Source organism: Stenotrophomonas sp. NPDC077421, from assembly GCF_049545505.1.
Classification (GTDB): domain Bacteria; phylum Pseudomonadota; class Gammaproteobacteria; order Xanthomonadales; family Xanthomonadaceae; genus Stenotrophomonas; species Stenotrophomonas nematodicola.
Window position 1 is genome coordinate 1 of sequence record NZ_JBMWDP010000036.1, and the last position, 23,136, is coordinate 23,136.

The window sequence follows — 23,136 nt, forward strand, 5'->3', positions numbered from 1 at the left end:
ACACCGCTTCGTGGGTGTAGGCCGCGTACAGCAGGTAACCGCAGGAGGTGTGCAGCACGCCCTTCGGCTTGCCGGTGGAACCGGAGGTGTAGAGGATGAACAGCGGGTCTTCGGCGTTCATCCGCTCCGGTTCGCAGGTGGCCGGCTGCGGGTCCACCACATCGTGGAACCAGCGGTCGCGCGGCGCCTGCATGTCCACCGCGCCGCCGGTGTGGCGGACCACCAGCACCGTTTCCACGGTGGTGGTGCCGGGCAGCTTCAAGGCGGCGTCGACGTTGGCCTTCAGCGGAATCTTCCTGCCACCGCGCAGGCCTTCATCGGCGGTGATGATCAGCTTGCTGCCGCAGTCGATCACGCGGTCGGCGATCGAGTTGGGTGCAAAGCCACCGAACACCACCGAGTGGATCGCGCCGATGCGTGCGCAGGCCAGCATGGCCACGGCGGCATCGACGATCATCGGCAGGTAGATGGTGACCCGGTCGCCCTTCCTGACGCCCAGGTTGCGCAGGGCATTGCCGAGGCGGCAGGTGCGCTCGTACAGCTCGCGGTAGGTCACGCCCTGGGCGGGCGCATCGGGGCTGTCCGGCTCGAAAAGCAGCGCGACCTTGTCGCCGCGCGTGGCCAGTTGCCGGTCCAGGCAGTTGACGCTGGCGTTGAGTTCGCCGTCCTCGAACCACTTGATGCGGAAATCGTCGAGCTGATAGCTCACGTTCCGGATCGTCGACGGCTTGGTATACCAGTCCAGGCGTTCTGCGGCCTTGCCCCAGAACGCGTCGGGATTCTCCACCGACGCGCGGTAGAGCTGCTGGTAGGTGTTCTTGTCAATGCGCGCCTTGGCGGCGAACTCCGCCTTGACGGGGTAAATATCGGCCATGACACCCTCACTTGCACTAGGACTTGGGTTGTGCGATCGCAGCATAACCCGCGATTCATCCCCCTCAGTTTGCCGCATCCATCCGCCTTCGCGTTATCGGGACGGTTAGACCTTGGTCGTACCAGCGGCGGTCGGCGTACCGACAGACAGCCGGTACCCACCCGGTTGCCTGCGGCACCTTGCTGCCCTCCTGCGGCCTCCAGGTGCCCGCGCCGACGTCGCGGCTACTACCAATGGCTAATACCGGGGTGCGTCAGGCTGACGCACGCTCGGCTCGACCGTGACCCCACACGCGGCGATCACTTTGCCACCCGGGAGAGAGGGCAACATGAGTACCCGTATGTTGAAGACCATGCGCACGCCGTTGGCGACCTGCCTGCTGGTCGCATTGGTGGCGCCTGGCATGGCGTTTGCCGAAACCGCCAAAGAGAAGCAGCTGGAAGCCCGCGTTGCCGAGCTCGAACGCCAGGTGCAGCTGCTGCTGTCCACCTCGCAGCAGCAGCAGACCCAGATCAGCCAGGCGCAGACCGATGTCACTGCGGTCCGCACCCTTCAGGCCCAGCAGCCGGCCACGGCCACCGTGCCGGCAGGCAAGCAGCCGATCCAGGTCACCACCATCACCCCGGGCGCCGCGCCGGGCACCACCGTCAAGATCGGCGGCTTCATCAAGGCCGATTTCCTGGCCACCCAGACCGGCGACGGCCAGCTCGCCGACGATGCCACGGGCCGCGCGCTGTATCTGCCGGGCCAGACCCCGGTGGCCGGTGCCGGCGGCAGCGGCCAGCGGTCCGACGTGGACTTCAACGCCCACGCCAAGTTCTCGCGTTTCAACCTGGGCATCGACAACGTGTCGGACAAGGGCAACAAGTCCGGTGCGTTCTTCGAGATGGACTTCTTCGGCAACTCGCTGGGCAACCAGACCGCGACCAATACCTACGGTGTGACCCTGCGTCACGCGTACATGTACTGGAACAACTGGATGGCCGGCCAGACCTGGTCCAACTTCATGGACGCCGCCTCGCTGCCGGAAGCCGTCGACTTCGTCGGCCCGACCGATGGTGTGCTGTTCGTGCGCCAGGCACAGATCCGCTACACCCGTGGCGGCTTCAGCGTCGCGCTGGAAAACCCTGAAACCACCGTGCTGACCGGTACCCGCAACCCGGTCACCGGTGCGTGGACCAACGCGGCCAGCAACGCCGACCGCGGCGCGCTGCCGGACCTGACCCTGCGCTACGGCTGGAAAGGCGACTGGGGCACCTTTGGCGTGGGCGGCATCGTGCGTCAGCTCAAGGTCGACAACCAGGCCACCCGTGCCGACGCCGACAAGATCGGAGGCGGCCTGACCTTGGGCGGCAAGTGGGTGATGGGCGACAGCGACACCCTGCATTACCAGCTCAGTGGCGGCGAAGGCATCGCCCGCTACGTGGGTCTGGGCGTGACGGCCGATACCGCCTACGACATCGCCCGTGACGAGCTCGACCCGACCGGCGTGCTGGCCGGCTACGTCGGCTGGCGCCACGCCTTCAGCCCCAAGCTGCGTACCAACCTGATCTATGCGCGCAGCGACTACGACAACAGCGGCTCGCTCGGTCCCCTGGTGACCAAGAGCGTGCAGAGCATCCGCGGCAACGTGTTCTACACGCCGATGCCGAAGGTCGATATCGGCGCCGAGTACATGTACGGCGTCCGCGAGATCGAGGATGGCCGCAAGGGCGACATCAACCGCCTGCAGTTCACCACGAAGTACAGCTTCTGAATGAGCGTGCCGACCGATGGTCGGCACCTGCCGGAAGAACTAGAACGATTGCCGACGAACAGTCGGCACTACCGAGGGGAATCGTCCAATGTCCACTACACCTGTACCTGCAAAAGCTGAACTTACCCAAGGCCACAAGAAGGTCATCTTCGCGTCCAGCCTTGGCACCGTTTTCGAGTGGTATGACTTCTTCCTGTACGGCTCGCTGGCGGCGATCATCGCCAAGCAGTTCTTCAGCGGCGTCAACGAAACCACCGGCATGATCTTCGCGCTGCTGGCCTTCGCGGCCGGCTTCTTCGTGCGTCCGTTCGGCGCGGCGTTTTTCGGCAGCCTCGGCGACCGCATCGGCCGCAAGTACACCTTCCTGGTCACGATCCTGATCATGGGCATCTCGACCTTCCTGGTCGGCGTGCTGCCCAACTACGCCTCGATCGGCTTTGCCGCTCCGGTGATCCTGATCGTCCTGCGCCTGGCCCAGGGCCTGGCGATGGGCGGTGAGTACGGCGGTGCGGCAACCTATGTGGCCGAGCACGCACCGGTGGACAAGCGCGGCCTGTACACCAGCTTCATCCAGTGCACCGCGACGCTGGGCCTGTTCATGTCGCTGCTGATCATCCTGGCCTGCCGCTACTTCCTGGGCAACGAGGCGTTCGAAGCCTGGGGCTGGCGCATTCCGTTCCTGGTGTCGATCGTGCTGCTGGGCATCTCGGTGTGGATCCGCCTGCAGCTCAGCGAATCGCCGCTGTTCCAGCAGATGAAGGCCGAAGGCAAGGGCTCCAAGACCCCGTTCCGCGACAGCCTCAAGGGCGGCAACCTGAAGCTGATGCTGCTGGTGCTGCTCGGCGCCGCGGCCGGCCAGGCCGTGGTCTGGTACGGCGGCCAGTTCTATGCGCTGTTCTTCCTGAGCAGCATGCTCAAGGTTGAAGCCACCACCTCCTACCTGCTGATCGCCGCGGCGCTGGCACTGGGCACGCCGTTCTTCATCTTCTTCGGCTGGCTGTCCGATCGCATCGGCCGCAAGAAGATCATCCTGGCCGGCTGCCTGCTGGCGGCTGTCACCTACATCCCGGTGTTCAAGGGCCTGACCCACTTCGCCAACCCGGCCGTGGAAGAGGCCCGTGCAACCTCGCCGGCCCTGGTCGTGGCCGATCCGAACACCTGCTCGTTCCAGTTCGATCCGGTGGCGGTGCGCAAGTTCACCAGCTCCTGCGACATCGCCACGGCCGCACTGACCAAGGCCGGCGTGCCGTATGAAGTGCAACCTGCCGCAGCCGGTTCGCTGGCCGTGATCAACGTCGGCAGCGCCAGCGTCGCCTCCTACGAGGCCGCCGGCCTGACCAAGGAAGACGGCAAGGCCAAGGCCGATGCGTTCGGTGCGGAACTGAAGACCGCGCTGACTTCGGCCGGTTACCCGGCCAAGGCCGACAACGCCCGCATCAACATCCCCGGCACCATCCTGATGCTGTGGATTCTGGTGCTGTACGTGACGATGGTGTACGGCCCGATCGCCGCCTACCTGGTCGAGCTGTTCCCGACCCGCATCCGCTACACCTCGATGTCGCTGCCGTATCACATCGGCAACGGCTGGTTCGGTGGTTTCCTGCCGGCAATTTCGTTCGCGCTGGTGGCCGGTACCGGCAACCTGTACTACGGCCTGTGGTATCCGATCATCATCGCGCTGATGACGGTCGTGGTGGGCGGGTTGTTCCTGAAGGAAACCCGCGGCGTGGACATCACCAAGTAACGGTGAGCCCCACGGCGTGAGGACAGGGCCGCGATGCGAATCGCGGCCCTGTCCGTTTCCCGGCAGGACCGGCCGCTGGCCGGCAACCGCGCACAGCGCTCCGCCGTCACGCAGGCTGCCGCTATAGTCGCGGCATGAGCGATACCCATACCGATCCCGCCGCGCTTCCGGCGCTCCTGAACGTCCTGCGCAGCGCCTGGCAGGCCAATCGTCCGTCGCTGGACCAGCGCCGGGACGACCTGCAGCGCCTGCGTGCAGCCCTGAAGGTCCGGCTGCCGCAGATGGCCGAGGCGATCTCGGCCGACTTCGGCCACCGCTCCACCCATGAGTCGCTGATCGCCGATGGCATGACCGTGCTCAACGAGATCGACCACCTGCTGCGGCACCTGCGCGGCTGGATGCGCCCGCGCCGGGTCGGCGTGGGCTGGCGCTTCTGGCCGGCGCGCGCGCAGACCCGTCCGGTGCCGCTGGGCGTGGTCGGGGTGATCTCGCCGTGGAACTACCCGGTGAACCTGGCGCTGATTCCATTGGCCACCGCCATCGCGGCGGGTAACCACGTCATCCTCAAACCCTCCGAGCACACGCCGCGCACCAGCGCGTTCCTGCAGGACCTGCTGGCCCAGGTGTTTCCGGCCCACCGTGTGGCGGTGGTACAGGGCGACGCGGAACTGGCGTCTGCGCTGGCTGGCTCGCCGCTGGACCATCTGGTCTTCACCGGTTCCACCGCCGTCGGTCGCAAGGTCATGGCTGCCGCCGCGCAGCATCTGACCCCGCTGACCCTGGAACTGGGGGGCAAGTCGCCGGCGATCGTGTGCAGCGATTACCCGCTGGACAAGGCCGCCGCGCGGCTGGCCACCGGCAAGTGGTTCAATGCCGGCCAGACCTGCATAGCGCCGGATTACATCCTCATCGACGGTCGCCGCCAGCGTGAGCTGGTGCAGCAGCTGCAGACCCAGGTGCGCGCGCGTTACGGCGATTTCAGCGATCCCTCCGATTACACCCGGATCATCCATGCCGGCCAGTACCAGCGCCTGCGTGGGTATCTGGAACAGGCCCGCGCCCGCGGCGTGCCGGTGATCGAACTGGCCAGTGTCGATCCGGCACGGGCCGAGCGCGAGCGCCTGATCGTGCCGACCATCGTGCTCGATCCGCCGGCCGACCTGGACCTGATGCAGGAGGAGATCTTCGGCCCGATCCTGCCGGTGTGCGCCTATCCGGATCTGGACGCGGCGCTGGCCGGGGTGCAGGCGCGCGACCGGCCGCTGGCGCTGTACGTCTTCAGCCAGCAGCGCGACACGGTCGAGCGGGTGCTCGACCAGATCGTGGCCGGCGGCGTCACCGTCAACGACACGCTCCTGCACTTCGCCATCAACGGCCTGCCGTTTGGCGGTGTCGGGCCCAGCGGCATGGGGGCGTACCACGCCCGCGCCGGTTTCGATGCGATGAGCAAGCAGCTGCCGGTCCTGTGGCAGTCGCGCTGGGCGGCCAGCGATCTGCTCAAGCCGCCGTACGCGAAGATCGCCGGCATGCTCAGGGCGCTGGTGCGCTGATGCCGGCCGGCGGCCGGCAGCCGGCAGTACCCGGGTAGAATGGCGCCATGAAAATCGCCTCCTGGAACGTCAACTCACTCAATGTGCGCCTGCCGCACCTGGAACAATGGCTCACCACGTTCTCACCGGACGTGGTCGGCATCCAGGAAACCAAGATGGAGGACCACAAGTTCCCCGACGCGGTGCTGGCCGGGCTGGGCTACCGCAGCGTGTTTGCCGGGCAGAAGACCTACAACGGTGTCGCGCTGCTCTCGCGCGAGCCGGCGCAGGACGTGCAGATCGGCATTCCCGGCTTCGAGGACGAGCAGAAGCGCGCGATCGCCGGCACCGTCAACGGCGTGCGCATCATCAACCTGTACGTGGTCAACGGCCAGGACGTGGGCACCGACAAGTACGCCTACAAGCTGCGCTGGCTCGAGGCGGTACACGCCTGGGTGGCCGACGAACTGCAGCGCTACCCCGAGCTGGTGGTGATGGGCGACTTCAACATCGCCCCGGACGCCCGCGACGTGCACGATCCGCTGGTGTGGAACGAGAACCACATTCTCACCTCCACCGCCGAGCGTGGCGCGCTGAACAAGCTGCTGCAGCTTGGCCTGCATGACGCCTTCCGCCTGCACAACGAAGAGGAAGGCGTGTTCAGCTGGTGGGATTACCGCGCCGCCGGCTTCCGCCGCAACCTGGGCCTGCGTATCGACCTGACCCTGGTCACCGACGCGCTCAAGGCGCGCGCGCTGGCGTCGGGCATCGATCGCGAACCGCGGACCTGGGACCGCCCCAGCGACCATGCGCCGGCCTGGGTGCAGCTGGGCTGATCCCGGCCATGCAACAAGGCCCGGCGGTGCCGGGCCTTGTTGGGACGTGCATACCCACCCGACGTGGGTACCTGCTAACGGACGCTTTTTCGGGTAAACAGATTGACGATCGCAAGCAGGATCACCGCACCGATCAGCGAGAACAGGAACGTACGGAGGGTGATGGCTTCGTTGATGCCACCGCCGAACAACCAACCGGCCAGCAGTGCACCGACGATGCCAACCACGATGTTGAGGATGATGCCCTGCTGCGCGTCCCGCTTCATGATGATGCTGGCCAGCCACCCCACGATGCCGCCGACGATCAGCCAGATGATGATGCCCATAGCGTTGACTCCCGGTTTGCGTGTGCGACCGGCCCAGTTGACGGCAACGCCCGTGAAGTTGTCGTGCAGCCCTGCTCACCTGGCACAGCCATGAGCCTGCCGGTCACACTGGACGGTCCGTGGCGGTTCGGTCCGGTCACTGTGTGGCGGCTGCCGCACGTGCCCGGCACCCGTGGCGAGCCGCAGGCGCGGGTGCTGCTGGCCCAGCAGCTGGGCGGCGACCCGGACCGCCTGCCGCTGCACCGCGACTCGCGCGGCCGCCCGGAACTGCATGGGCCGCTGGCCCACCTGGGCACCGGCTGGAGCCACAGCCACGGCCTGCTGCTGGTCGCGCTGGGCGAAGGGGTGCGCCTGGGCGTGGACCTGGAGCCCCTGCGCCCGCGCCCGCGCATGCGCGAGATCATCGAGCGCTTCTTCCATCCGGCCGAGGTGGCGTGGCTGCTGGGCCTGGAGGAAGACGCCCGCGCGCCGTGGTTCTTCCGCGTGTGGTGCGTCAAGGAAGCCATCCTCAAGGCGCAGGGGCAGGGCATCTCATTTGGCCTGCACCGCCTGCAGCTGGCCCCGGACGCCAACGGCGCCCTGCATCTGGCCTGGTGCGATCCCGAGCTCGGTGACCCCGCGCGCTGGCACCTTCACGAATGGCAGGCCGCCGCCGATTTCCGCGCGGCGCTGGCGTTTCACGCGCTGTGAGGCCCGCGGGGACGCTGGTTGACGCGGTCGCCCATGCCGCCGACCTGCGATAATCCCTCCATGACCGAACATACCCTTCCGGCCGGCGTGGCCGATGCGCTCGCGCGCGGCCTGGCCGCAATGGAGCTGGATGCCGCCCTGGCGCCGCCCCTGCTGACCTACCTGGCCCTGCTCGACCGCTGGAACCGCACCTACAACCTGACCGCCATCCGCGACCCGCTGGAGATGGTCACCCGCCACCTGCTCGACTCGCTGGCGATGCAGCCACACCTGGAGCGCGGCACCCTGGCCGACCTGGGCACCGGACCCGGGCTGCCCGGCATCCCGCTGGCCATCGCGCGCCCGCAGCTGCAGGTGACCCTGGTCGAAAGCAACGGCAAGAAAGCCCGCTTCATGCGCGAAGCGGTGCGCCAGCTTGGCCTGGGCAATGCCCGCGTCGCCGAGTCGCGCGCCGAAGCCCTGGCCGAACCCGGTGCCTATGACGCGCTGACCGCCCGCGCGATGGACACTCTGGCCGGCATCATCGATGTCGGCGGCCATCTGCTGCGCCCCGGCGGCCGGCTGCTGGCCATGAAGGGCGTGTACCCGCATGACGAGATCGCCCAGCTGCCGGCCGGCTGGACGGTCGAACAGGTGCTGCCGCTGCACGTGCCGGGCCTGACCGGCGAGCGGCATCTGGTGGTCGTGGCCGGCCCCTGAGCCCGCACGCGTGACCGTGGCCGGGTGGCCTGCCGCCCGCCGCTCCATCGGCGCCAGCGCCCGCCCCCGTTGCCGCTCCGCCCTTCCCGGGGTGCGTCGAACACGCGCACCGGGACGTTCGGGCGCCCGGCGCGGCGCATCTCACAGTGCATGACACGCCCCATATACGCATAATGACCAGTCCCACTCCCTGCCGATGAGGCTCACCCGCATGGCCCGCATCATCGCCATCGCCAACCAGAAAGGTGGCGTCGGCAAGACCACGACCGCCGTCAATCTGGCCGCCTCCCTGGCTGCTGCACCCAAGCGCGTGCTCCTGGTCGACCTCGATTCCCAGGGCAATGCGACCATGGGCAGCGGCGTGGACAAGCGTGAAGTCGCCGCGTCCACCTGCGATCTGCTGCTCGGCGAAGCCACCGCTGCCGACGTCCGGGTCACCACGCCGGAAGGCTTCGATCTGCTGCCGGGCAACATCGACCTGACCGCCGCCGAGATCCAGCTGATGGACCAGGGCGAGCGCGAGCAGCGCCTCAAGCGCGCGCTGGCCCCGGTCCGGGACGAATACGACTACATCCTGATCGACTGCCCGCCGGCGCTGTCGCTGCTGACCCTGAACGCGTTGGCTGCCGCCGATTCGGTGATCGTGCCGATGCAGTGCGAGTATTACGCGCTGGAAGGCCTGAGCGCGCTGGTGGAAACCATTGAAGCGCTGCGTGCCAACCTCAACCCGGCACTGGAGATCGAGGGCGTGCTGCGCACCATGTTCGACGTGCGCAACAACCTGGCCAATGCGGTGTCGGCCGAGTTGACCGAGCATTTCGGTGATCGTGTGTTCCGCACCATCGTGCCGCGCAACGTACGCCTGGCCGAAGCGCCCAGCCACGGCCAGAGCATCGTCGGGTACGACCGTGCCTCGCGCGGTGGCGTCGCCTACCTCGGCCTGGCCGGCGAGATCATCCGCCGCCACCAACAACGCAATAAGGCCGACAAGGCCCTGGAGACCGCCTGATGAGCACCAAGCCCGCCCTCGGCAAGAAACGCGGCCTCGGCCGTGGCCTCGACGCCCTGCTGGGCCCGAAGGGGGCGGTGACGCAGGTGCAGGCGGCCGCAGTGATCGAGCCGCAGCCCGGTGAGATCCTGCGCAAGCTGCCGGTGGGGCAGCTGCAGCCCGGCAAGTACCAGCCGCGCCGCGACATGGACGAGACCAAGCTGGGCGAACTGGCCGACTCGATCCGCTCGCAGGGCGTGATCCAGCCGATCCTGGTGCGCCAGCTCGGTGCGGACAGCTTCGAGATCGTGGCCGGCGAACGTCGCTGGCGCGCCTCGCAGTTGGCCGGCCTGGACGAAGTGCCCGTGGTGGTGCGTGAGCTGGAAGACCGCACCGTCATCGCGATGGCGCTGATCGAGAACATCCAGCGCGAAGACCTCAATCCGCTCGAAGAAGCCGAAGCACTGCAGCGGCTGATCACCGAGTTCGCCCTGACCCACGCCGAGGCCGCGCAGGCGGTGGGCCGGTCGCGGGCGGCGGTGTCCAACCTGCTGCGCCTGCTTGAACTGCCGATCGCCATCCGCCTGCTGCTGGAAACCCGCCGGCTGGAAATGGGCCACGCCCGCGCGCTGCTGACGCTGGCGCCGGAACTGGCCAGCAAGCTGGCCCAGGAAGCCGCCGATGAAGGCTGGTCGGTGCGCGAAGTGGAACACCGCGCGCAGCAGTTCGCGGCGGGCAAGGTGCCCGGTGCGCTGCGCAGGAAGCCGGCCGCCAGTGCGCCGCAGGCCGACATCGCATCGCTGGAAACCGAACTGTCCGAATCGCTGGGCGCCCGCGTGGCGATCAACCACGGCCGTGGCGGCAAGGGCAAGCTGATCATCCATTACACCGACCTGGACACGCTGGATGGCGTGCTCGAACGACTCCGCGCACAGAAGGGCTGAGTCCCGACCTGCGCCAGAGGATGTCCCCCCTGCAATGAATCCCACCAAGGTCGACCGCAATCATCTGTTGCGTCTGACCGACCTGCCGAACGTCGGGCCGGCCTGCGAGAAGGATCTGCGTCTGATCGGCATCCGCGTGCCCGCGCATGTCCGCGGCCGCGACGCCTATGACATGTACGCGCAGTTGTGCCTGCGCACCGGGGTCGTGCACGACCCCTGCGTGATCGATGTCTTTCTGTCCATCGTGCGCTTCATGCAGGGCGAGGCACCGCGACCCTGGTGGGACTTCAGCAAGGAACGCAAGGCCACGCTGGCAAAGGAAGCGCCGTTGACCCTGCGATGAGCGCGGCGTAGCACAATAGGCGCAGTGAACTTTCCGGGACGCCTCTCCATGACCCTTCTTGTCACCGGCGCTGCCGGCTTCATCGGCGCCAACACCGTCCGTGCCCTGCTCGATGCGGGCCACGCGGTGGTCGGCCTGGACAACTACAACGACTACTACGACCCGCAGATCAAGCGCGATCGCGTGGCCGCACTGTGCCCGGATGCGGATATCCGCGTCCTGGACCTCACGGACCGCGACGGCCTGGCCGCGCTGTTCGACGAGGTGAAGCCGACCCGGGTGATCCACCTCGCCGCCCAGGCGGGGGTGCGCTATTCGCTGGAGAATCCGCACGCCTACGTTGACAGCAACCTGGTCGGCTTCGTCAACATGCTCGAACTGTGCCGCCACCGCGGCGTGGCGCACCTGGTGTATGCCTCCAGCAGCTCGGTGTACGGCGATTCGGCAACGCCGCCGTTCTCCGAGGACCAGCGCATCGACCAGCCGCGTTCGCTGTATGCCGCCACCAAGGCGGCCAATGAGCTGATGGCACACACTTACGCCCATCTGTACGGTCTGCGTGCCACCGGTCTGCGCTTCTTCACCGTGTACGGCCCGTGGGGCCGCCCGGACATGGCGCCGCTGCTGTTCTCGCGCGCGGTGCTGGCGGGCCGCCCGATCGACGTGTTCAACGACGGAAAAATGCAGCGCGACTTCACACATGTCTCCGACATCGTGGCCGGTATCCTCGGCGCGCTGGCGCATCCGTCCGGGGAGGAGGTTCCGCACCGTGTCTTCAACCTGGGCAATCACACACCGGTCGAGCTGGAGCACTTCATCAGTGTCATCGAGGCGGCGGCCGGGCGTCCGGCGCACAAGGTCTACAAGCCCCTGCAGCCTGGCGATATGGTGCGCACGATGGCCGATACCACGCGCGCACATGACGCCTTCGGCTATGAACCGGCCACGCCCATCGAGCGCGGCCTGCCGCCGGTGGTGGCCTGGTGCCGCGACTATTTCGGCGATCACGCCTGACACACGCGCCCCAATTCATCTTCAGATAACCTTGCGTGCGGACAATGCGCGCTCTTTTTCGATCCTGGCCCTTCGCAGAGCCCGACCATGAGCCAACCCCAGCTGTCGGTCGTCGTCCCGGTCTTCAATGAACGCGACAACGTCACCCCCCTGATCGACGAGATCACCGCCGCGCTGCGCGGCCGGATCGACTTCGAGATCGTCTACGTCGACGATCACTCCCGCGACGACACCCTGGCGGTGCTGCAGGGCCTGAAGGCCGACAACCCGGAACTGCGGGTACTGCACCACGTCAGCCAGAGCGGCCAGAGCACGGCGGTCCGCACCGGCGTCAAGCACGCCCGTGCGCCGTGGATCGCCACGCTGGACGGCGACGGCCAGAACGACCCGGCCGACATCCCCGGGCTGCTGGCCGCCCGTGACACGGCCGCGCCGCAGGTGAAGCTGTTCGCCGGCTGGCGGGTCAACCGCCAGGACAGCGGCAGCAAGCGCTGGGCCAGCAAGTGGGCCAACGCGATCCGTGCGCGCATGCTGCGCGACAACACCCCCGATACCGGCTGTGGCATCAAGCTGTTCGAGCGTGAGGCCTTCCTGGACCTGCCGTATTTCGACCACATGCACCGCTATCTGCCAGCGCTGATGCAGCGCGCCGGCTGGAAGACGGTCAGCGTGCCGGTCAACCATCGCCACCGCACCGCCGGTGTCTCCAAGTACAACAACCTGGGCCGTGCCTTGGTCGGCATCCGCGATCTGCGTGGCGTGGCCTGGCTGATCACGCGCAGCAAGCGCACCGCCGTGGAAGAGCGCTGATGGAACTGCACGGGCTCGACCAGCCGTTGACCTGGCTGTACTGGACCGGCCTGCACGTGACCGGCTGGAAGCTGATCGGCTATACGGGCGCGCTGATGTTCGGCGGCCGCTGGCTGGTGCAGTTCATCGCCTCCCGGCGTGCGGGCAAGCCGGTGATTCCACGCCTGTTCTGGTACATGAGCGTGGTCGGCAGCCTGATGACGCTGAGCTATTTCCTGTTCTCGGCCAAGCAGGATTCGGTTGGCGTGCTGCAGAACCTGTTCCCGGCCTTCACCGCCCTGTACAGCCTCAAGCTGGACATCCAGCACCGCGGCTGGAAGCGGGACAAGGCGCAGCATTGACCTGACGGGGGAGCCGGCCGTTGGTTGGCCGCGACCCGCGGTCGATCCCCGTTCCTGCGGCGGTGCGGCAGGACCTTTGATCCATGCACCGGCCCCTGCGGGAGTGCCATGATCGGGGTTTGCCGTCCATCGGGAACCGCTGATCGTGAAATCGCCGCTCGTCACCGCCCTGCTGCTTGCCCTGGCGCTTCCTGCCGCCGCCGCCTTTGCCGCCCCGCCGGCCGCCCCGGCCGCCGCACCTGCCAGCCTGGCCACCGAGCATGCCGCCGATGCGCAGTTCCGTGCCATCTACGAAAAGGAATGGACGTGGCGCCAGGACGGCGGCGGCGAGGCCAGCGAAGACGGTGACGGTCCGGCCAATGCCACCCGCATGCCCGACGTCGGCGCCGCTGCCCAGCAGGCGCGGCTGAAGGTGTGGGACGCGGTGCTGGCCCAGCTCGACCGGATCGACCCCGCGACGCTCTCGCCCGACAACCAGATCAATTACGCCATCTACCGCGACCAGGTCTTCAACCTGGCGGCCGACGTGCGCCTGCGCGGCTATGAAATGCCGTTCAACGCCGACTCCTCGTTCTGGTCCAACCTGTCGTTCATGGCGCGCCGCGAAATGAAGACCGCGCAGGACTTCCGCAACTACATCGCGCGGCTCAACGACGTGCCGCGCTACTTCGACCAGCAGACCGACAACATGCGCGCCGGCCTCAAGCGCGGCTTCAGCGTGCCGCGTGCGGTGCTCGACGGCCGCGAAGTGTCCATCGCCACCGTGTCCGAGCTGAAGGACCCCACCCAGTCGCCGCTGTACGCCCCGTTCAAGAAGCTGCCGGCCAGCATCCCGGCCGCCGAGCAGGCGCAACTGCAGGAACAGGCGCGGCAGGCCATTGGCGGCGCTGTGGTGCCGGCGTTCGCCAAGCTGCGCACGTTCTTCGTCACCGAGTACGTGCCGCAGGCGCGCACCACCCTGGCCGCCGAAGCCATGCCCGACGGCAAGGCCTACTACAAGCAGCAGATCCACGAATACACCACGCTGGACCTCACCCCGCAGCAGATCCACGAAATCGGCCTGAAGGAAGTGGCACGCATCCAGAGCGAGATGAACGGCATCATCCAGCAGGTGCAGTTCAAGGGCAGCTTCGCCGAGTTCCTCACCTTCCTGCGCACCGACCCGCAGTTCTACGCCAAGACCCCGGACGAACTGCTGCACCGCGCCGCCTGGATCTCCAAGCGCGTGGATGGCGTGATCGGCAAGTACATGACCCTGCCGCGCGCGCGCTTCACCATCGTGCCGGTGCCGCCGGACATTGCCCCGTTCTGGACCGCCGGCCGCGGCGGCATGGGCACCTACTGGCTCAACACCTACAACCTGCCGGCGCGCCCGTTGTACAACCTGCCGGCGCTGACCCTGCACGAATCCGATCCGGGCCATGCACTGCAGGGCGCGCTCGCCGCCGAACAGGGCGAGCAGCCCGAGTTCCGCCGCACGGCCTACATCTCCGCCTACGGCGAAGGCTGGGGCCTGTACTGCGAGAAGCTGGGCGTGGAGATGGGCATCTACGAAACCCCGTACGAGGATTTCGGGCGCCTGACCTACGAAATGTGGCGTGCCGCGCGCCTGGTGATCGACACCGGCGTGCACCACAAGGGCTGGAGCCGTGAGCAGGCCATCGCCTACCTGCGCGACCACACCGCGCTGAGCGAGCACGAGGTGACCACCGAGGTGGATCGCTACATCTCCTGGCCGGGCCAGGCGCTGAGCTACAAGCTGGGCGAGATCGCGATCGTGCGCCTGCGGGCGCAGGCCGAGCAGGAACTGGGCGATCGCTTCGACGTGAAGTCCTTCCACGACGCCGTGCTCAAGCAGGGCTCGGTGCCGCTGCCGGTGCTGGAACGGCAGATCCAGGCCTACATCGCCCAGCGCAAGGCCGCGACCTGAGACAGACGGGGCCTGCAGGCACGCAGCAGGCCCCGTCAACGTGAACCTTCGCAGCGCACTGCGATTGTGTAACGGGCAAGCGGACCGCTACCCTGCGGCCATGTTCCGCCGTGCCCGCCCGCGTCCGTCCCTGCTGCTGCGCCTGCTGATGCTGGTTGCGGTGGGACTGGGCGTGTTCGGCAGCGCCACGGCGTCGGCGCTGGCCGACATCCACATCAGCCTGCATGCCGATGCCGCGCACCTGGCCGATGATGCCGACGCCGAAGGTCCCGATCACGACGGCAGCGATCTGCTGCACACCCTGGTCCATTGTGGCCATTGTCACGGCCACGGCGGCGTGCTGCCGATGGCGTCGCTGCCGTGGACGCTGCCGTCCGCGCCGCCTCACGCACTGCCGTCCAGCCTGACCGCGCAGCTGCGTACCCAGCCGCCCGAGAGCCTGCTGCGTCCTCCGATAGCGGCCTGATGCCACGCGGCTCCGTGCCGCCGTCCGACATCTGAACCGCTTTCTGGAGAATCCCCATGTGGATGCGTCTGGCAGCCTTGGCTGCCTTTGCGTTCGTGCCGTGCGTGTCCGCACAGGGCACGGCGCCGGCTGTAGCGTCACCCCCCACCGCATTGACCCTGGACGACGCGATCGCCCGCGTCGCCCGCTACCATCCCGATCTGCCCCTGGTCGATGCGCAGCGCCCGCTCTGGGAAGCGCGCCGTGACGCGGCGGCACTGCGTCCCCCGCTGACGCTCGGCGTGGATCTGGAGAACGCGTTCGGCAGCGGCGACGCCAGCGGCCTGCAGGCCGCCGAACTGACCGTTACGCTGGCCGGTGTGCTCGAACGCGGCGGCAAACTGGACGCCCGTCGTGCGGTGGCCCAGGCCAACATCGACGCACTCGCACCGCAACGCGAAACCGCGCGGCTGGACCTGATGGCCGAGGTGGCCCGCCGCTACCTGGCGGTCACCGAGGCGCGCCAGCAACTGGCCATCGCCACCACCGACATCGAACAGCGCCGCCGCGCGGTTGCCGCGGCCCGCCTGCGGCTGCAGGCCGGCGCGTCGCCGGAATCGGTGCTGCTCACCGCGCAGTCGATGCTGGCCCAGGCTGAACTGGACCGCGACCGTGCCAGGCAGATGGACCAGTCCGCGCGCGCGGCGTTGTCCGCGCTGTGGCGCGCGCGCGACCCCGGCTTCGAGGTCGTCACCGGCGATCCGATGCGGTTGCCAGCCCTGCAGGCCTTCGCCGCACTGGCCGAGGAACTGCAGCGCACCCCCGAACTGGCCGTGCTGGCCGGCGAGCGTCGCCTGCGCGAGGCGCAGCTGACCCTGGCCCGGACCCAGGCGCGGCCGGACATGAGCTGGCAGGTCGGCATGCGCAACAGCCGCGACACGCGCGATACCTCGCTGGTGGCCGGCGTCAGCCTGCCGCTGGGCAGCGTGCGCCGCGCCGAACCGGACATCCGTGCGGCCGAGGCCGAACTGGCCTTGAGCAGCGTCGAGCGCGAGGCGCGCGAACTCCAGCTCTACGCCACCCTGGCCGAGGCGCACGGCCGTTACCTGACCGCGCGGCTGGAAGTCACGCGCATGGCCAGCGACGTGCTGCCGCGCCTCACGCGCGCCGAGAACGCGGCCGAAAAGGCGTGGCGTGCCGGTGCCATCAGCTACATGGAGTGGGCGCAACTGCAGGCCCTTCGCATCGAGGCGCGGCAGCGCCAGCTCGCTGCCGCGATCGCCGCACAGACCGCGCTGATCGAAATCCAGCGACTCACCGGCCAGAGCATGGTCGCTACCGCCGATGCCCCGGCACATTCCACGGTGTCCACGGAGGACCGCCCATGACCCTTTCCGCATCCCGCACCGCCCTGGCCGCCAGCCTGCTGCTGGCCCTGTTGGCCCTGACCGGCTGTGGCAAGGACACCCCGGCCGACGCAGCCCCGGGCCACGGCGAGCCTGGCCACGAGGAGGGCGAGGACGACCATGACGCACCGGAGAGCACCACGATCACGGCGGCGATGGCCGGGCAGGCCGGCATCCGTGTGGCGCCCGTGGTCGCCGGCACCATCGCCGACGAACATGATGTGCAGGGCCTGCTGACCCCCGTCGATGGGCGCGTGGCGCAGGTGACGGCGCGTTTCCCCGGCCCGATCCGTTCGCTGCGCGCCAACGTCGGCGACCGCGTGGCGGCCGGGCAGGTGCTGGCCAGCATTGAAAGCAACCTCAGCCTGACCACCTACACCGTCAGCGCGCCGATCGCCGGTGTGGTGCTGGCACGCCAGGCGCAGGTCGGCGGCGTGGCCGGGGAGGGCACGCCGCTGTTCGAGATCGGCGATCTGTCCACGCTGTGGGTGGACCTGCACATCTTCGGCAACGACACCCAGCACATCACCGCCGGCGTGCCGGTCACGGTGTCGCGCATGACCGATGGCGTGAGCCAGGCCACCACGCTCGAACGCGTGCTGCCCGGCACCGCCACCGCCAGCCAAAGTACCGTGGCGCGCGCCACGCTGCGCAACGACGACGGTCTGTGGCGGCCTGGTGCGGCGGTCAAGGCGCGCATCGTGGTGGCGACCACGCCGGCCGCGCAGGTAGTGCCGCTGTCGGCGCTGCAGAGCATGGACGGCCAGGACGTGGTGTTCGTGCGCACCGCCGACACTTACACCGCCCGCCCGGTCACGCTCGGCGCGCGCGACGCCACGCAGGTCGAAGTCCTGTCGGGCCTGACGCCCGGCGAGGACGTCGTGGTGGAGCAGAGCTACGTGGTCAAGGCCGACATCGGCAAGGCGGGGGCGTCGCATGAACATTGATCCCGTTCTGCCGCCGCCCGTCCGCGGAGGATGCCGTCATGCTTGAGCGCATCATTGGCATCTCCATCGCCCATCGCTGGCTGATGATGAGCCTGACCACGGTGCTGGTCGCAGTGGGCATCTGGAGTTTCACCCAGCTGCCGATCGACGCCACGCCGGACATCACCAATGTCCAGGTGCAGATCAACACCGCCGCACCGGGGTATTCACCGCTGGAGACCGAACAGCGCATCACCTATCCGGTGGAAACGGTGATGGCCGGTCTGCCGCGGATGGAGCAGGCCCGCTCGCTGTCGCGCTACGGCCTGTCGCAGGTGACCGTGGTGTTCGAGGACGGCACCGACATCTACTTCGCCCGGCAACAGGTGGCCGAGCGCCTGCAGCAGGTCAAATCGCAGATTCCGACAGGGCTGGACCCGCAGCTCGGCCCGATCGCCACCGGTCTGGGCGAGATCTTCATGTACACCATCGACGCCGATCCCAAGGCGCGCAAGGCCGATGGCACGCCGTACACCGCCACCGACCTGCGCACCCTGCAGGACTGGGTGATCCGGCCGCAGTTGCGCAACGTGCCGGGCGTGACCGAGGTCAACACCATCGGGGGCTTCCAGCGCCAGGTCCACATCACGCCGGACCCGGCCCGGCTGCGTGCGCTGGGCTTCACCCTGGAAGACGTCGCCGAGGCGGTGGAGGCCAACAACCAGAACGTCGGCGCCGGCTACATCGAACGCAACGGCCAGCAGTTCCTGGTGCGCATCCCCGGCCAGGTGGCCAACCTGGAGGAGATCGGCAACATCGTGCTGGCACGGCGCGAAGGCGTGCCGATCCATGTGCATGACGTGGCCGAGGTCAAGGACGGTCCGGAACTGCGCAGCGGTGCGGCGACCCAGAACGGCCACGAAGTGGTGATGGGCACGGTGGTGATGCTGATTGGCGCCAACAGCCGCGACGTGGCCCAGGCGGCCGCCGCGCGCCTGCAGCAGGCCCAGCGCAGCCTGCCCGAGGGTGTCACTGTCACGGCCAGCTATGACCGCACGGCGCTGGTGGACCGTACCATCGCCACCGTGGCCAGGAATCTGGTCGAGGGCGCGCTGCTGGTGATCGTGGTGCTGTTCCTGCTGCTCGGCAATTTCCGCGCGGTGCTGATCACCGCCGCGGTGATTCCGTTGGCGATGCTGTTCACCCTCACCGGGATGGCGCGCGGCGGGATCTCGGCCAACCTGATGAGCCTGGGCGCGCTGGATTTCGGCCTGATCGTCGACGGTGCGGTGATCATCATCGAGAACTGCCTGCGCCGCTTCGGCGAACGCCAGCACGCGCTCGGTCGTGACATGACCCGCCAGGAGCGTTTCCAGGAAACCGCCAGCGCGACGGCCGAGGTGATCCGCCCCAGCCTGTTCGGACTGGGCATCATCACCGCGGTGTACCTGCCGATCTTCGCGCTGTCCGGCGTGGAAGGAAAAATGTTCCACCCGATGGCGATCACGGTGGTCCTGGCCCTGACCGGCGCGATGGTGCTGGCACTGACCTTCGTGCCGGCCGCGATCGCTCTGTTCCTGGGCGGGCGCGTGCAGGAGAAGGAAAACCGCCTGATGGCGTGGGTGCGTCGCCGTTACGAGCCGCTGCTGGCGTTCTCGCTGCGTCGCGGGCGCTGGATGGTGGCCGGTGCACTGGTGCTGGTGGTCGGTTGCGGGCTGCTCGCCACCCGGCTGGGCAGCGAGTTCGTGCCGAACCTGGACGAAGGCGATGTGGCCATGCATGCCATGCGCATTCCCGGCACCAGCCTGACCCAGTCCATCGACATGCAGAAGCACATCGAAAACCGGCTGGTGCAGTTTCCCGAGGTAAGCAAGGTGTTCTCCAAGATCGGTACGCCGGAGGTCGCCTCCGACCCGATGCCGCCGTCGGTGGCCGATACTTTCATCATGATGAAACCGCGCAAGGACTGGCCGGACCCGCGCAAGCCGCGCGCGACGCTGCTGGGCGAGCTGGAGGCCGCGGTCGAGCAGTTGCCCGGCAACAACTACGAGTTCACCCAGCCCATCCAGATGCGCACCAACGAGCTGATCTCCGGCGTCCGTGCGGACGTGGCGGTGATGCTGTTCGGCGATGACCTGGAGACGCTGCTGGCGGTGGGCAGACGCATCGCGGCGGTGGCCGGCAAGGTACCGGGCGCGGCCGATGTGCGGGTCGAAGAGACCAGCGGCCTGCCGCTGCTCACCGTGACCCCCGACCGCACCGCGCTGGCCGGCTACGGGCTCAACCCGGGCCAGGTGCAGTCCACCGTCGCCACGGCGGTGGGCGGGCAGGTGGCCGGGCAGTTGTTCGAAGGCGACCGCCGCTTCGACATCGTGGTGCGGTTGCCCGAAGCCCTGCGCCAGGACCCGGCCGCCCTGGCGGACCTGCCGGTATCGCTGGAAAGCGCACTGTCCGGCGGTGATGCCGATGAGTCCAGCCGCGCCGCCAGTGGCACCAACGGCGCGCGCACCGTGCCGCTGCGTGAACTGGCCACGCTGGCCAACAGTGAGGGCCCGAACCAGATCAACCGCGAGAACGGCAAGCGCCGCATCGTGATCACCGCCAATGTGCGCGACCGCGATCTGGGCGGCTTCGTCGGCGAGCTGCAGCAGACCATCGGCCGCGAGGTGCAGGTGCCCAACGGGTACTGGATCGAGTATGGCGGCAGCTTCGAGCAGTTGATCTCGGCCAGCCGGCGCCTGGCGATCGTGGTGCCGCTCACGCTGGTCATCATCTTCGCGCTGCTGTTCTGGGCCTTCGGGTCGATCAAGGACGCGGCCATCGTCTTCAGCGGCGTACCGCTGGCGCTGACCGGCGGTGTGCTGGCGCTTGCCGCGCGGGGCATTCCGCTGTCGATCTCGGCCGGCGTCGGCTTCATCGCGCTGTCCGGCGTGGCGGTGCTCAACGGCCTGGTGATGATCAGCTTCGTGCGCAGCCTTCGCGAAGGAGGGCTGCCGCTCGCGCAGGCCGTGCGCGACGGCGCACTGGGCCGTCTGCGCCCGGTGCTGATGACCGCGCTGGTGGCATCGCTGGGCTTCGTGCCGATGGCCTTCAATGTCGGTGCCGGTTCGGAAGTGCAGCGCCCGCTGGCGACGGTGGTGATCGGCGGCATCGTGTCGTCCACGCTGCTGACCCTGCTGGTGCTGCCGGTGCTTTACCGCTGGCTGCATCGTCGCGACGCGTCGTCGGCGTGAGCCCGTGCTCCGCGCGCCATGTGGCGCGCGGAGCACGCCCGACTCTGGTACCTTTCTGCGTCGTTACGCCGCGGCCGCGGCAATGCAGGACGCAGCGACATGGCGCGCAATCTACTGTTGGGCACCCCCGCCACCACCACCCCGACCCTGACCACGACGCGGTCGCAGGCCGCTAGCGGGCTGGCCTCCGCATCGCTGGACACCCGCCTGCGCCAGAAGCGCTCGCCGGCCTACCTGCAGGCGATGGCCAAACTCGATGCCGGCGGCCACGTGCACGATCGCCAGGCACTGGATGCGCTGCTCGCGCAGATCGATCAGGAACTGGGCACGATCGAGATCCAGGAGCGCCTGCTGGGCATTGTCGGGCGTTGCTACCTGGGGCACCCCTACGAAGTGCACACCCTGGACCTCGGCGGGCGCATCACCGAGCATTTCAAGAAAGGTCACCCGCTGCCGCTAACGCTCGAACGGGCCCGCGTCCTGGCCACGCATCCGTCGTATGCCTTCATCGAGGTGTACGCCACCCGGATGGTGGCGGTGAGCGAGTCCGGGCAGACCGCGATCATTGAAGGAACGGCATGAGTACCCAACGCATCATCCATATGGCGGACCTGTCCGCCATCAACAGCAGCCTGCGCACCCTCGGCCGCGATCTGGACTCGCTGAACGCGCAGGTCGATGCGGTCCAGCACGACGTCGGCGCAACCCGCAGCGAACTGGCGCGCCTGGAAAAGGCGTTCATGGATTTTGTCGCCGCCGACGTCAAGGCCAAGGAGCTGTCGCTCGCCGAGACCCGCCAGGTCAAGATCCGCCAGGAACTGGAAACCCGCTTCGGCCACTACGGCGAGGTGCGTCGCCAGACCACCGGCATCCTGCAGGCCGCCGACATTTCGCTGGTCCGCCAGGACACCATCCGTGCCGCCAGCGAGAACCTGATGCTGGCCGCACCGGGGTACTGGCTTGCGCCGGCGCTGGTGGCCCTGGCTGCCTGGCTCAACGACCACAAGGACCTGGCCGAGCGCGCGCTGGCCGAAGCGATCCGCCGCGACGATGAGAAGACCAGCCTGCTGTTCGCGCTGGTCAGCCGCCGCGCCGGTCGCCTGGCCGCATCGCAGCAGTGGATGGACCGCTACCTGGGCATGCAGAACCCGGTGGAACTGGACCGCCAGACCGTGGTGCTCATCGATGCGATCGCCGCCGGTGTGTTTGGTGTGGAAACCGCGCTGACCTGCGTGGCGCGCACCAGCGACTGGATCGAGGAGCTGTCCCAGCGCGCCGGCTTCATCGAGAGCCAGCGCAGCCAGTGGATCGACGCGCTGCGCTCGAAGACGCCGCACGGCGACGACAGCGCCCGCTACCCGCATCTGCAGCAGTACAGCCCCACCTGGCCGGCCCTGCAGGCCTCGCTCAATGCCACCGCCACGCACGGCGCGGTCGCCCAGCATTTCCAGGCCGTGTTCAGTGGCGAGGTCCGCGCGACTGCCGGCCTGGCCGCCGATGTCGATGCACTGCTGACCAAGCTGGTCTCCCATTTCGATGTGGAGGAACTGCCGCTGCGTCGCGATGAGGAGCTGTGCCGCCTGATCATCGAAGAGAACGGTGACCGCGCTGCCGCCACGTCGCGCTTCCAGCTGCAGGATCCCGCGCTGGAGCACCGCATCAGCTTCACCCAGCTGCTGACCAACGCGGCGATGCATCCGGAAACCTCGCACGCCTCGCGCGCCACCCAACGCTTTGCCACCGCGCAGTCGCGCGCCTGGATCCTGGAGGCGCACCACGACCTCACCGCCAGCATCCGCCTGGCGGTGCCAACGCAGGTGCAGCTGCACCTGGATGGCTGGGAAGGCAGCACCACCGACGGCGGCAACCAGGCCGACCTGGAAGCCGCGTTGGGCCAGCACATCGACGGCCGTCTGGCCGAGGCACTGGCCTCGGTCAAGCTGGGCATCCACCACTGGCTGGTGATGGGCCTGGGCATCCTGCTGATGCTGCTGGCCCTGGGCAACATCGTGGGCATGGTGATCGCGGCGGTGATGCTGCTGTGGGTGTACATGGCGTACCGCAATCTGGACAAGCAGCGCACCAAGGTGCGCGCCGATTTCGCCGCGCTGCGCGAGCAGAGCCAGCAGGCGTTGAAGGCCTGCGTTGCCGAAGTGGTCGAAGTACGCCGCGACCTGGCCGCGCGCGATGCGCAGTCCGCGTCGGTGACCGCGCTGCTGGAATCGATCACGCCCGACCAGTTCACCCTGGGCGGCCACGACAACACCCGCCGCATTCTTGCCGCCACCGCCTGAGGCCCGCC

General features: G+C 68.2%; 21 protein-coding genes. 19 read left to right on the forward strand and 2 right to left on the reverse strand.

Translation table 11 applies throughout. The features are described 5' to 3' along the window. Window positions 1-874, reverse strand: an 874-nt coding sequence (locus ACPEH1_RS16420) for an AMP-binding protein (RefSeq protein ID WP_423716070.1), incomplete at its 3' end; no start/stop codon positions are given. Between the two features lie 328 nt (window positions 875-1,202). On the opposite strand from ACPEH1_RS16420, the gene ACPEH1_RS16425 reads away from it, so the two are divergent. From ACPEH1_RS16425 to xth, 4 genes are all read left to right on the forward strand, one after another. After that, window positions 1,203-2,630 (forward strand): DcaP family trimeric outer membrane transporter, encoded by a 1,428-nt coding sequence (locus ACPEH1_RS16425; protein WP_017356018.1) that lies wholly within the window; start codon window positions 1,203-1,205, stop codon window positions 2,628-2,630. An 88-nt stretch (window positions 2,631-2,718) separates the two neighbouring features. Next, window positions 2,719-4,374, forward strand: a complete 1,656-nt coding sequence (locus tag ACPEH1_RS16430) for an MFS transporter (protein WP_017356017.1) — start codon at window positions 2,719-2,721, stop codon at window positions 4,372-4,374. A gap of 134 nt (window positions 4,375-4,508) precedes the next feature. Then, window positions 4,509-5,924, forward strand: a complete 1,416-nt coding sequence (locus tag ACPEH1_RS16435) for a coniferyl aldehyde dehydrogenase (protein WP_423716071.1) — start codon at window positions 4,509-4,511, stop codon at window positions 5,922-5,924. 47 nt (window positions 5,925-5,971) lie between these two features. Next, window positions 5,972-6,739, forward strand: coding sequence for an exodeoxyribonuclease III (gene xth, locus ACPEH1_RS16440; RefSeq protein ID WP_136006462.1), 768 nt, complete (start codon window positions 5,972-5,974; stop codon window positions 6,737-6,739). A 74-nt stretch (window positions 6,740-6,813) separates the two neighbouring features. Here the strand turns inward: xth and ACPEH1_RS16445 are convergent, their stop codons facing one another. Next, window positions 6,814-7,065: a GlsB/YeaQ/YmgE family stress response membrane protein gene (locus ACPEH1_RS16445; protein WP_136006461.1), complete on the reverse strand. Its 252-nt coding sequence runs from the start codon at window positions 7,063-7,065 to the stop codon at window positions 6,814-6,816. 90 nt (window positions 7,066-7,155) lie between these two features. Between ACPEH1_RS16445 and ACPEH1_RS16450 the strand changes: the two genes are divergently transcribed. From ACPEH1_RS16450 to ACPEH1_RS16520, 15 genes are all read left to right on the forward strand, one after another. Then, entirely contained in the window at window positions 7,156-7,755 is a 600-nt protein-coding gene (locus ACPEH1_RS16450; RefSeq protein ID WP_136006459.1) for a 4'-phosphopantetheinyl transferase family protein, read from the forward strand. Window positions 7,756-7,815: 60 nt separating this feature from the next. Further along, entirely contained in the window at window positions 7,816-8,454 is a 639-nt protein-coding gene (rsmG, locus tag ACPEH1_RS16455; RefSeq protein WP_153165125.1) for a 16S rRNA (guanine(527)-N(7))-methyltransferase RsmG, read from the forward strand. A 211-nt stretch (window positions 8,455-8,665) separates the two neighbouring features. Next, a complete protein-coding gene (locus tag ACPEH1_RS16460; protein ID WP_017357136.1) occupies window positions 8,666-9,463 on the forward strand; it encodes a ParA family protein in 798 nt (265 codons plus the stop codon). Further along, window positions 9,463-10,386, forward strand: coding sequence for a ParB/RepB/Spo0J family partition protein (locus ACPEH1_RS16465; protein ID WP_017357135.1), 924 nt, complete (start codon window positions 9,463-9,465; stop codon window positions 10,384-10,386). The genes ACPEH1_RS16460 and ACPEH1_RS16465 overlap by 1 nt, the downstream gene beginning before the upstream one ends. Before the next feature lie 34 nt (window positions 10,387-10,420). Then, window positions 10,421-10,729, forward strand: a complete 309-nt coding sequence (locus tag ACPEH1_RS16470) for a helix-hairpin-helix domain-containing protein (protein WP_017357134.1) — start codon at window positions 10,421-10,423, stop codon at window positions 10,727-10,729. 48 nt (window positions 10,730-10,777) lie between these two features. Beyond that, window positions 10,778-11,743, forward strand: a complete 966-nt coding sequence (locus ACPEH1_RS16475) for an NAD-dependent epimerase/dehydratase family protein (protein ID WP_423716072.1) — start codon at window positions 10,778-10,780, stop codon at window positions 11,741-11,743. 87 nt (window positions 11,744-11,830) lie between these two features. Further along, window positions 11,831-12,553, forward strand: coding sequence for a glycosyltransferase family 2 protein (locus ACPEH1_RS16480; protein WP_017357132.1), 723 nt, complete (start codon window positions 11,831-11,833; stop codon window positions 12,551-12,553). Beyond that, on the forward strand, window positions 12,553-12,894 hold the full coding sequence (locus ACPEH1_RS16485; RefSeq protein WP_017357131.1) for a lipid-A-disaccharide synthase N-terminal domain-containing protein: 342 nt from the start codon (window positions 12,553-12,555) through the stop codon (window positions 12,892-12,894). Before ACPEH1_RS16480 ends, ACPEH1_RS16485 begins: the two co-directional genes overlap by 1 nt. 145 nt (window positions 12,895-13,039) lie before the next feature. Further along, window positions 13,040-14,824 carry a DUF885 domain-containing protein gene (locus tag ACPEH1_RS16490; RefSeq protein ID WP_153165122.1) on the forward strand — a complete coding sequence of 595 codons (1,785 nt, stop codon included), beginning with the start codon at window positions 13,040-13,042 and terminating at the stop codon, window positions 14,822-14,824. Window positions 14,825-14,924: 100 nt separating this feature from the next. Further along, window positions 14,925-15,290 carry a DUF2946 family protein gene (locus tag ACPEH1_RS16495; protein ID WP_136006449.1) on the forward strand — a complete coding sequence of 122 codons (366 nt, stop codon included), beginning with the start codon at window positions 14,925-14,927 and terminating at the stop codon, window positions 15,288-15,290. A gap of 56 nt (window positions 15,291-15,346) precedes the next feature. After that, entirely contained in the window at window positions 15,347-16,657 is a 1,311-nt protein-coding gene (locus ACPEH1_RS16500) for a TolC family protein (RefSeq protein WP_423716073.1), read from the forward strand. Continuing rightward, window positions 16,654-17,622: an efflux RND transporter periplasmic adaptor subunit gene (locus tag ACPEH1_RS16505; RefSeq protein ID WP_017356331.1), complete on the forward strand. Its 969-nt coding sequence runs from the start codon at window positions 16,654-16,656 to the stop codon at window positions 17,620-17,622. The genes ACPEH1_RS16500 and ACPEH1_RS16505 overlap by 4 nt, the downstream gene beginning before the upstream one ends. A 38-nt stretch (window positions 17,623-17,660) precedes the next feature. Beyond that, entirely contained in the window at window positions 17,661-20,834 is a 3,174-nt protein-coding gene (locus ACPEH1_RS16510; RefSeq protein ID WP_423716074.1) for an efflux RND transporter permease subunit, read from the forward strand. 99 nt (window positions 20,835-20,933) lie between these two features. Then, on the forward strand, window positions 20,934-21,416 hold the full coding sequence (locus ACPEH1_RS16515; RefSeq protein ID WP_423716075.1) for a hypothetical protein: 483 nt from the start codon (window positions 20,934-20,936) through the stop codon (window positions 21,414-21,416). Continuing rightward, on the forward strand, window positions 21,413-23,128 hold the full coding sequence (locus ACPEH1_RS16520) for a hypothetical protein (protein ID WP_153165118.1): 1,716 nt from the start codon (window positions 21,413-21,415) through the stop codon (window positions 23,126-23,128). Before ACPEH1_RS16515 ends, ACPEH1_RS16520 begins: the two co-directional genes overlap by 4 nt. Window positions 23,129-23,136 lie beyond the last annotated feature (8 nt).

Bases quoted from the DNA above. Each gene is read 5' to 3' on its own strand.
- ACPEH1_RS16425 (WP_017356018.1), top strand. From the start codon at position 1,203: ATGAGTACCCGTATGTTGAAGACCATGCGCACGCCGTTGGCGACCTGC.
- ACPEH1_RS16430 (WP_017356017.1), top strand. From the start codon at position 2,719: ATGTCCACTACACCTGTACCTGCAAAAGCTGAACTTACCCAAGGCCAC.
- ACPEH1_RS16435 (WP_423716071.1), top strand. From the start codon at position 4,509: ATGAGCGATACCCATACCGATCCCGCCGCGCTTCCGGCGCTCCTGAAC.
- xth (WP_136006462.1), top strand. From the start codon at position 5,972: ATGAAAATCGCCTCCTGGAACGTCAACTCACTCAATGTGCGCCTGCCG.
- ACPEH1_RS16445 (WP_136006461.1), bottom strand. From the start codon at position 7,065: ATGGGCATCATCATCTGGCTGATCGTCGGCGGCATCGTGGGGTGGCTG.
- ACPEH1_RS16450 (WP_136006459.1), top strand. From the start codon at position 7,156: ATGAGCCTGCCGGTCACACTGGACGGTCCGTGGCGGTTCGGTCCGGTC.
- rsmG (WP_153165125.1), top strand. From the start codon at position 7,816: ATGACCGAACATACCCTTCCGGCCGGCGTGGCCGATGCGCTCGCGCGC.
- ACPEH1_RS16460 (WP_017357136.1), top strand. From the start codon at position 8,666: ATGGCCCGCATCATCGCCATCGCCAACCAGAAAGGTGGCGTCGGCAAG.
- ACPEH1_RS16465 (WP_017357135.1), top strand. From the start codon at position 9,463: ATGAGCACCAAGCCCGCCCTCGGCAAGAAACGCGGCCTCGGCCGTGGC.
- ACPEH1_RS16470 (WP_017357134.1), top strand. From the start codon at position 10,421: ATGAATCCCACCAAGGTCGACCGCAATCATCTGTTGCGTCTGACCGAC.
- ACPEH1_RS16475 (WP_423716072.1), top strand. From the start codon at position 10,778: ATGACCCTTCTTGTCACCGGCGCTGCCGGCTTCATCGGCGCCAACACC.
- ACPEH1_RS16480 (WP_017357132.1), top strand. From the start codon at position 11,831: ATGAGCCAACCCCAGCTGTCGGTCGTCGTCCCGGTCTTCAATGAACGC.
- ACPEH1_RS16485 (WP_017357131.1), top strand. From the start codon at position 12,553: ATGGAACTGCACGGGCTCGACCAGCCGTTGACCTGGCTGTACTGGACC.
- ACPEH1_RS16495 (WP_136006449.1), top strand. From the start codon at position 14,925: ATGTTCCGCCGTGCCCGCCCGCGTCCGTCCCTGCTGCTGCGCCTGCTG.
- ACPEH1_RS16500 (WP_423716073.1), top strand. From the start codon at position 15,347: ATGTGGATGCGTCTGGCAGCCTTGGCTGCCTTTGCGTTCGTGCCGTGC.
- ACPEH1_RS16505 (WP_017356331.1), top strand. From the start codon at position 16,654: ATGACCCTTTCCGCATCCCGCACCGCCCTGGCCGCCAGCCTGCTGCTG.
- ACPEH1_RS16510 (WP_423716074.1), top strand. From the start codon at position 17,661: ATGCTTGAGCGCATCATTGGCATCTCCATCGCCCATCGCTGGCTGATG.
- ACPEH1_RS16515 (WP_423716075.1), top strand. From the start codon at position 20,934: ATGGCGCGCAATCTACTGTTGGGCACCCCCGCCACCACCACCCCGACC.
- ACPEH1_RS16520 (WP_153165118.1), top strand. From the start codon at position 21,413: ATGAGTACCCAACGCATCATCCATATGGCGGACCTGTCCGCCATCAAC.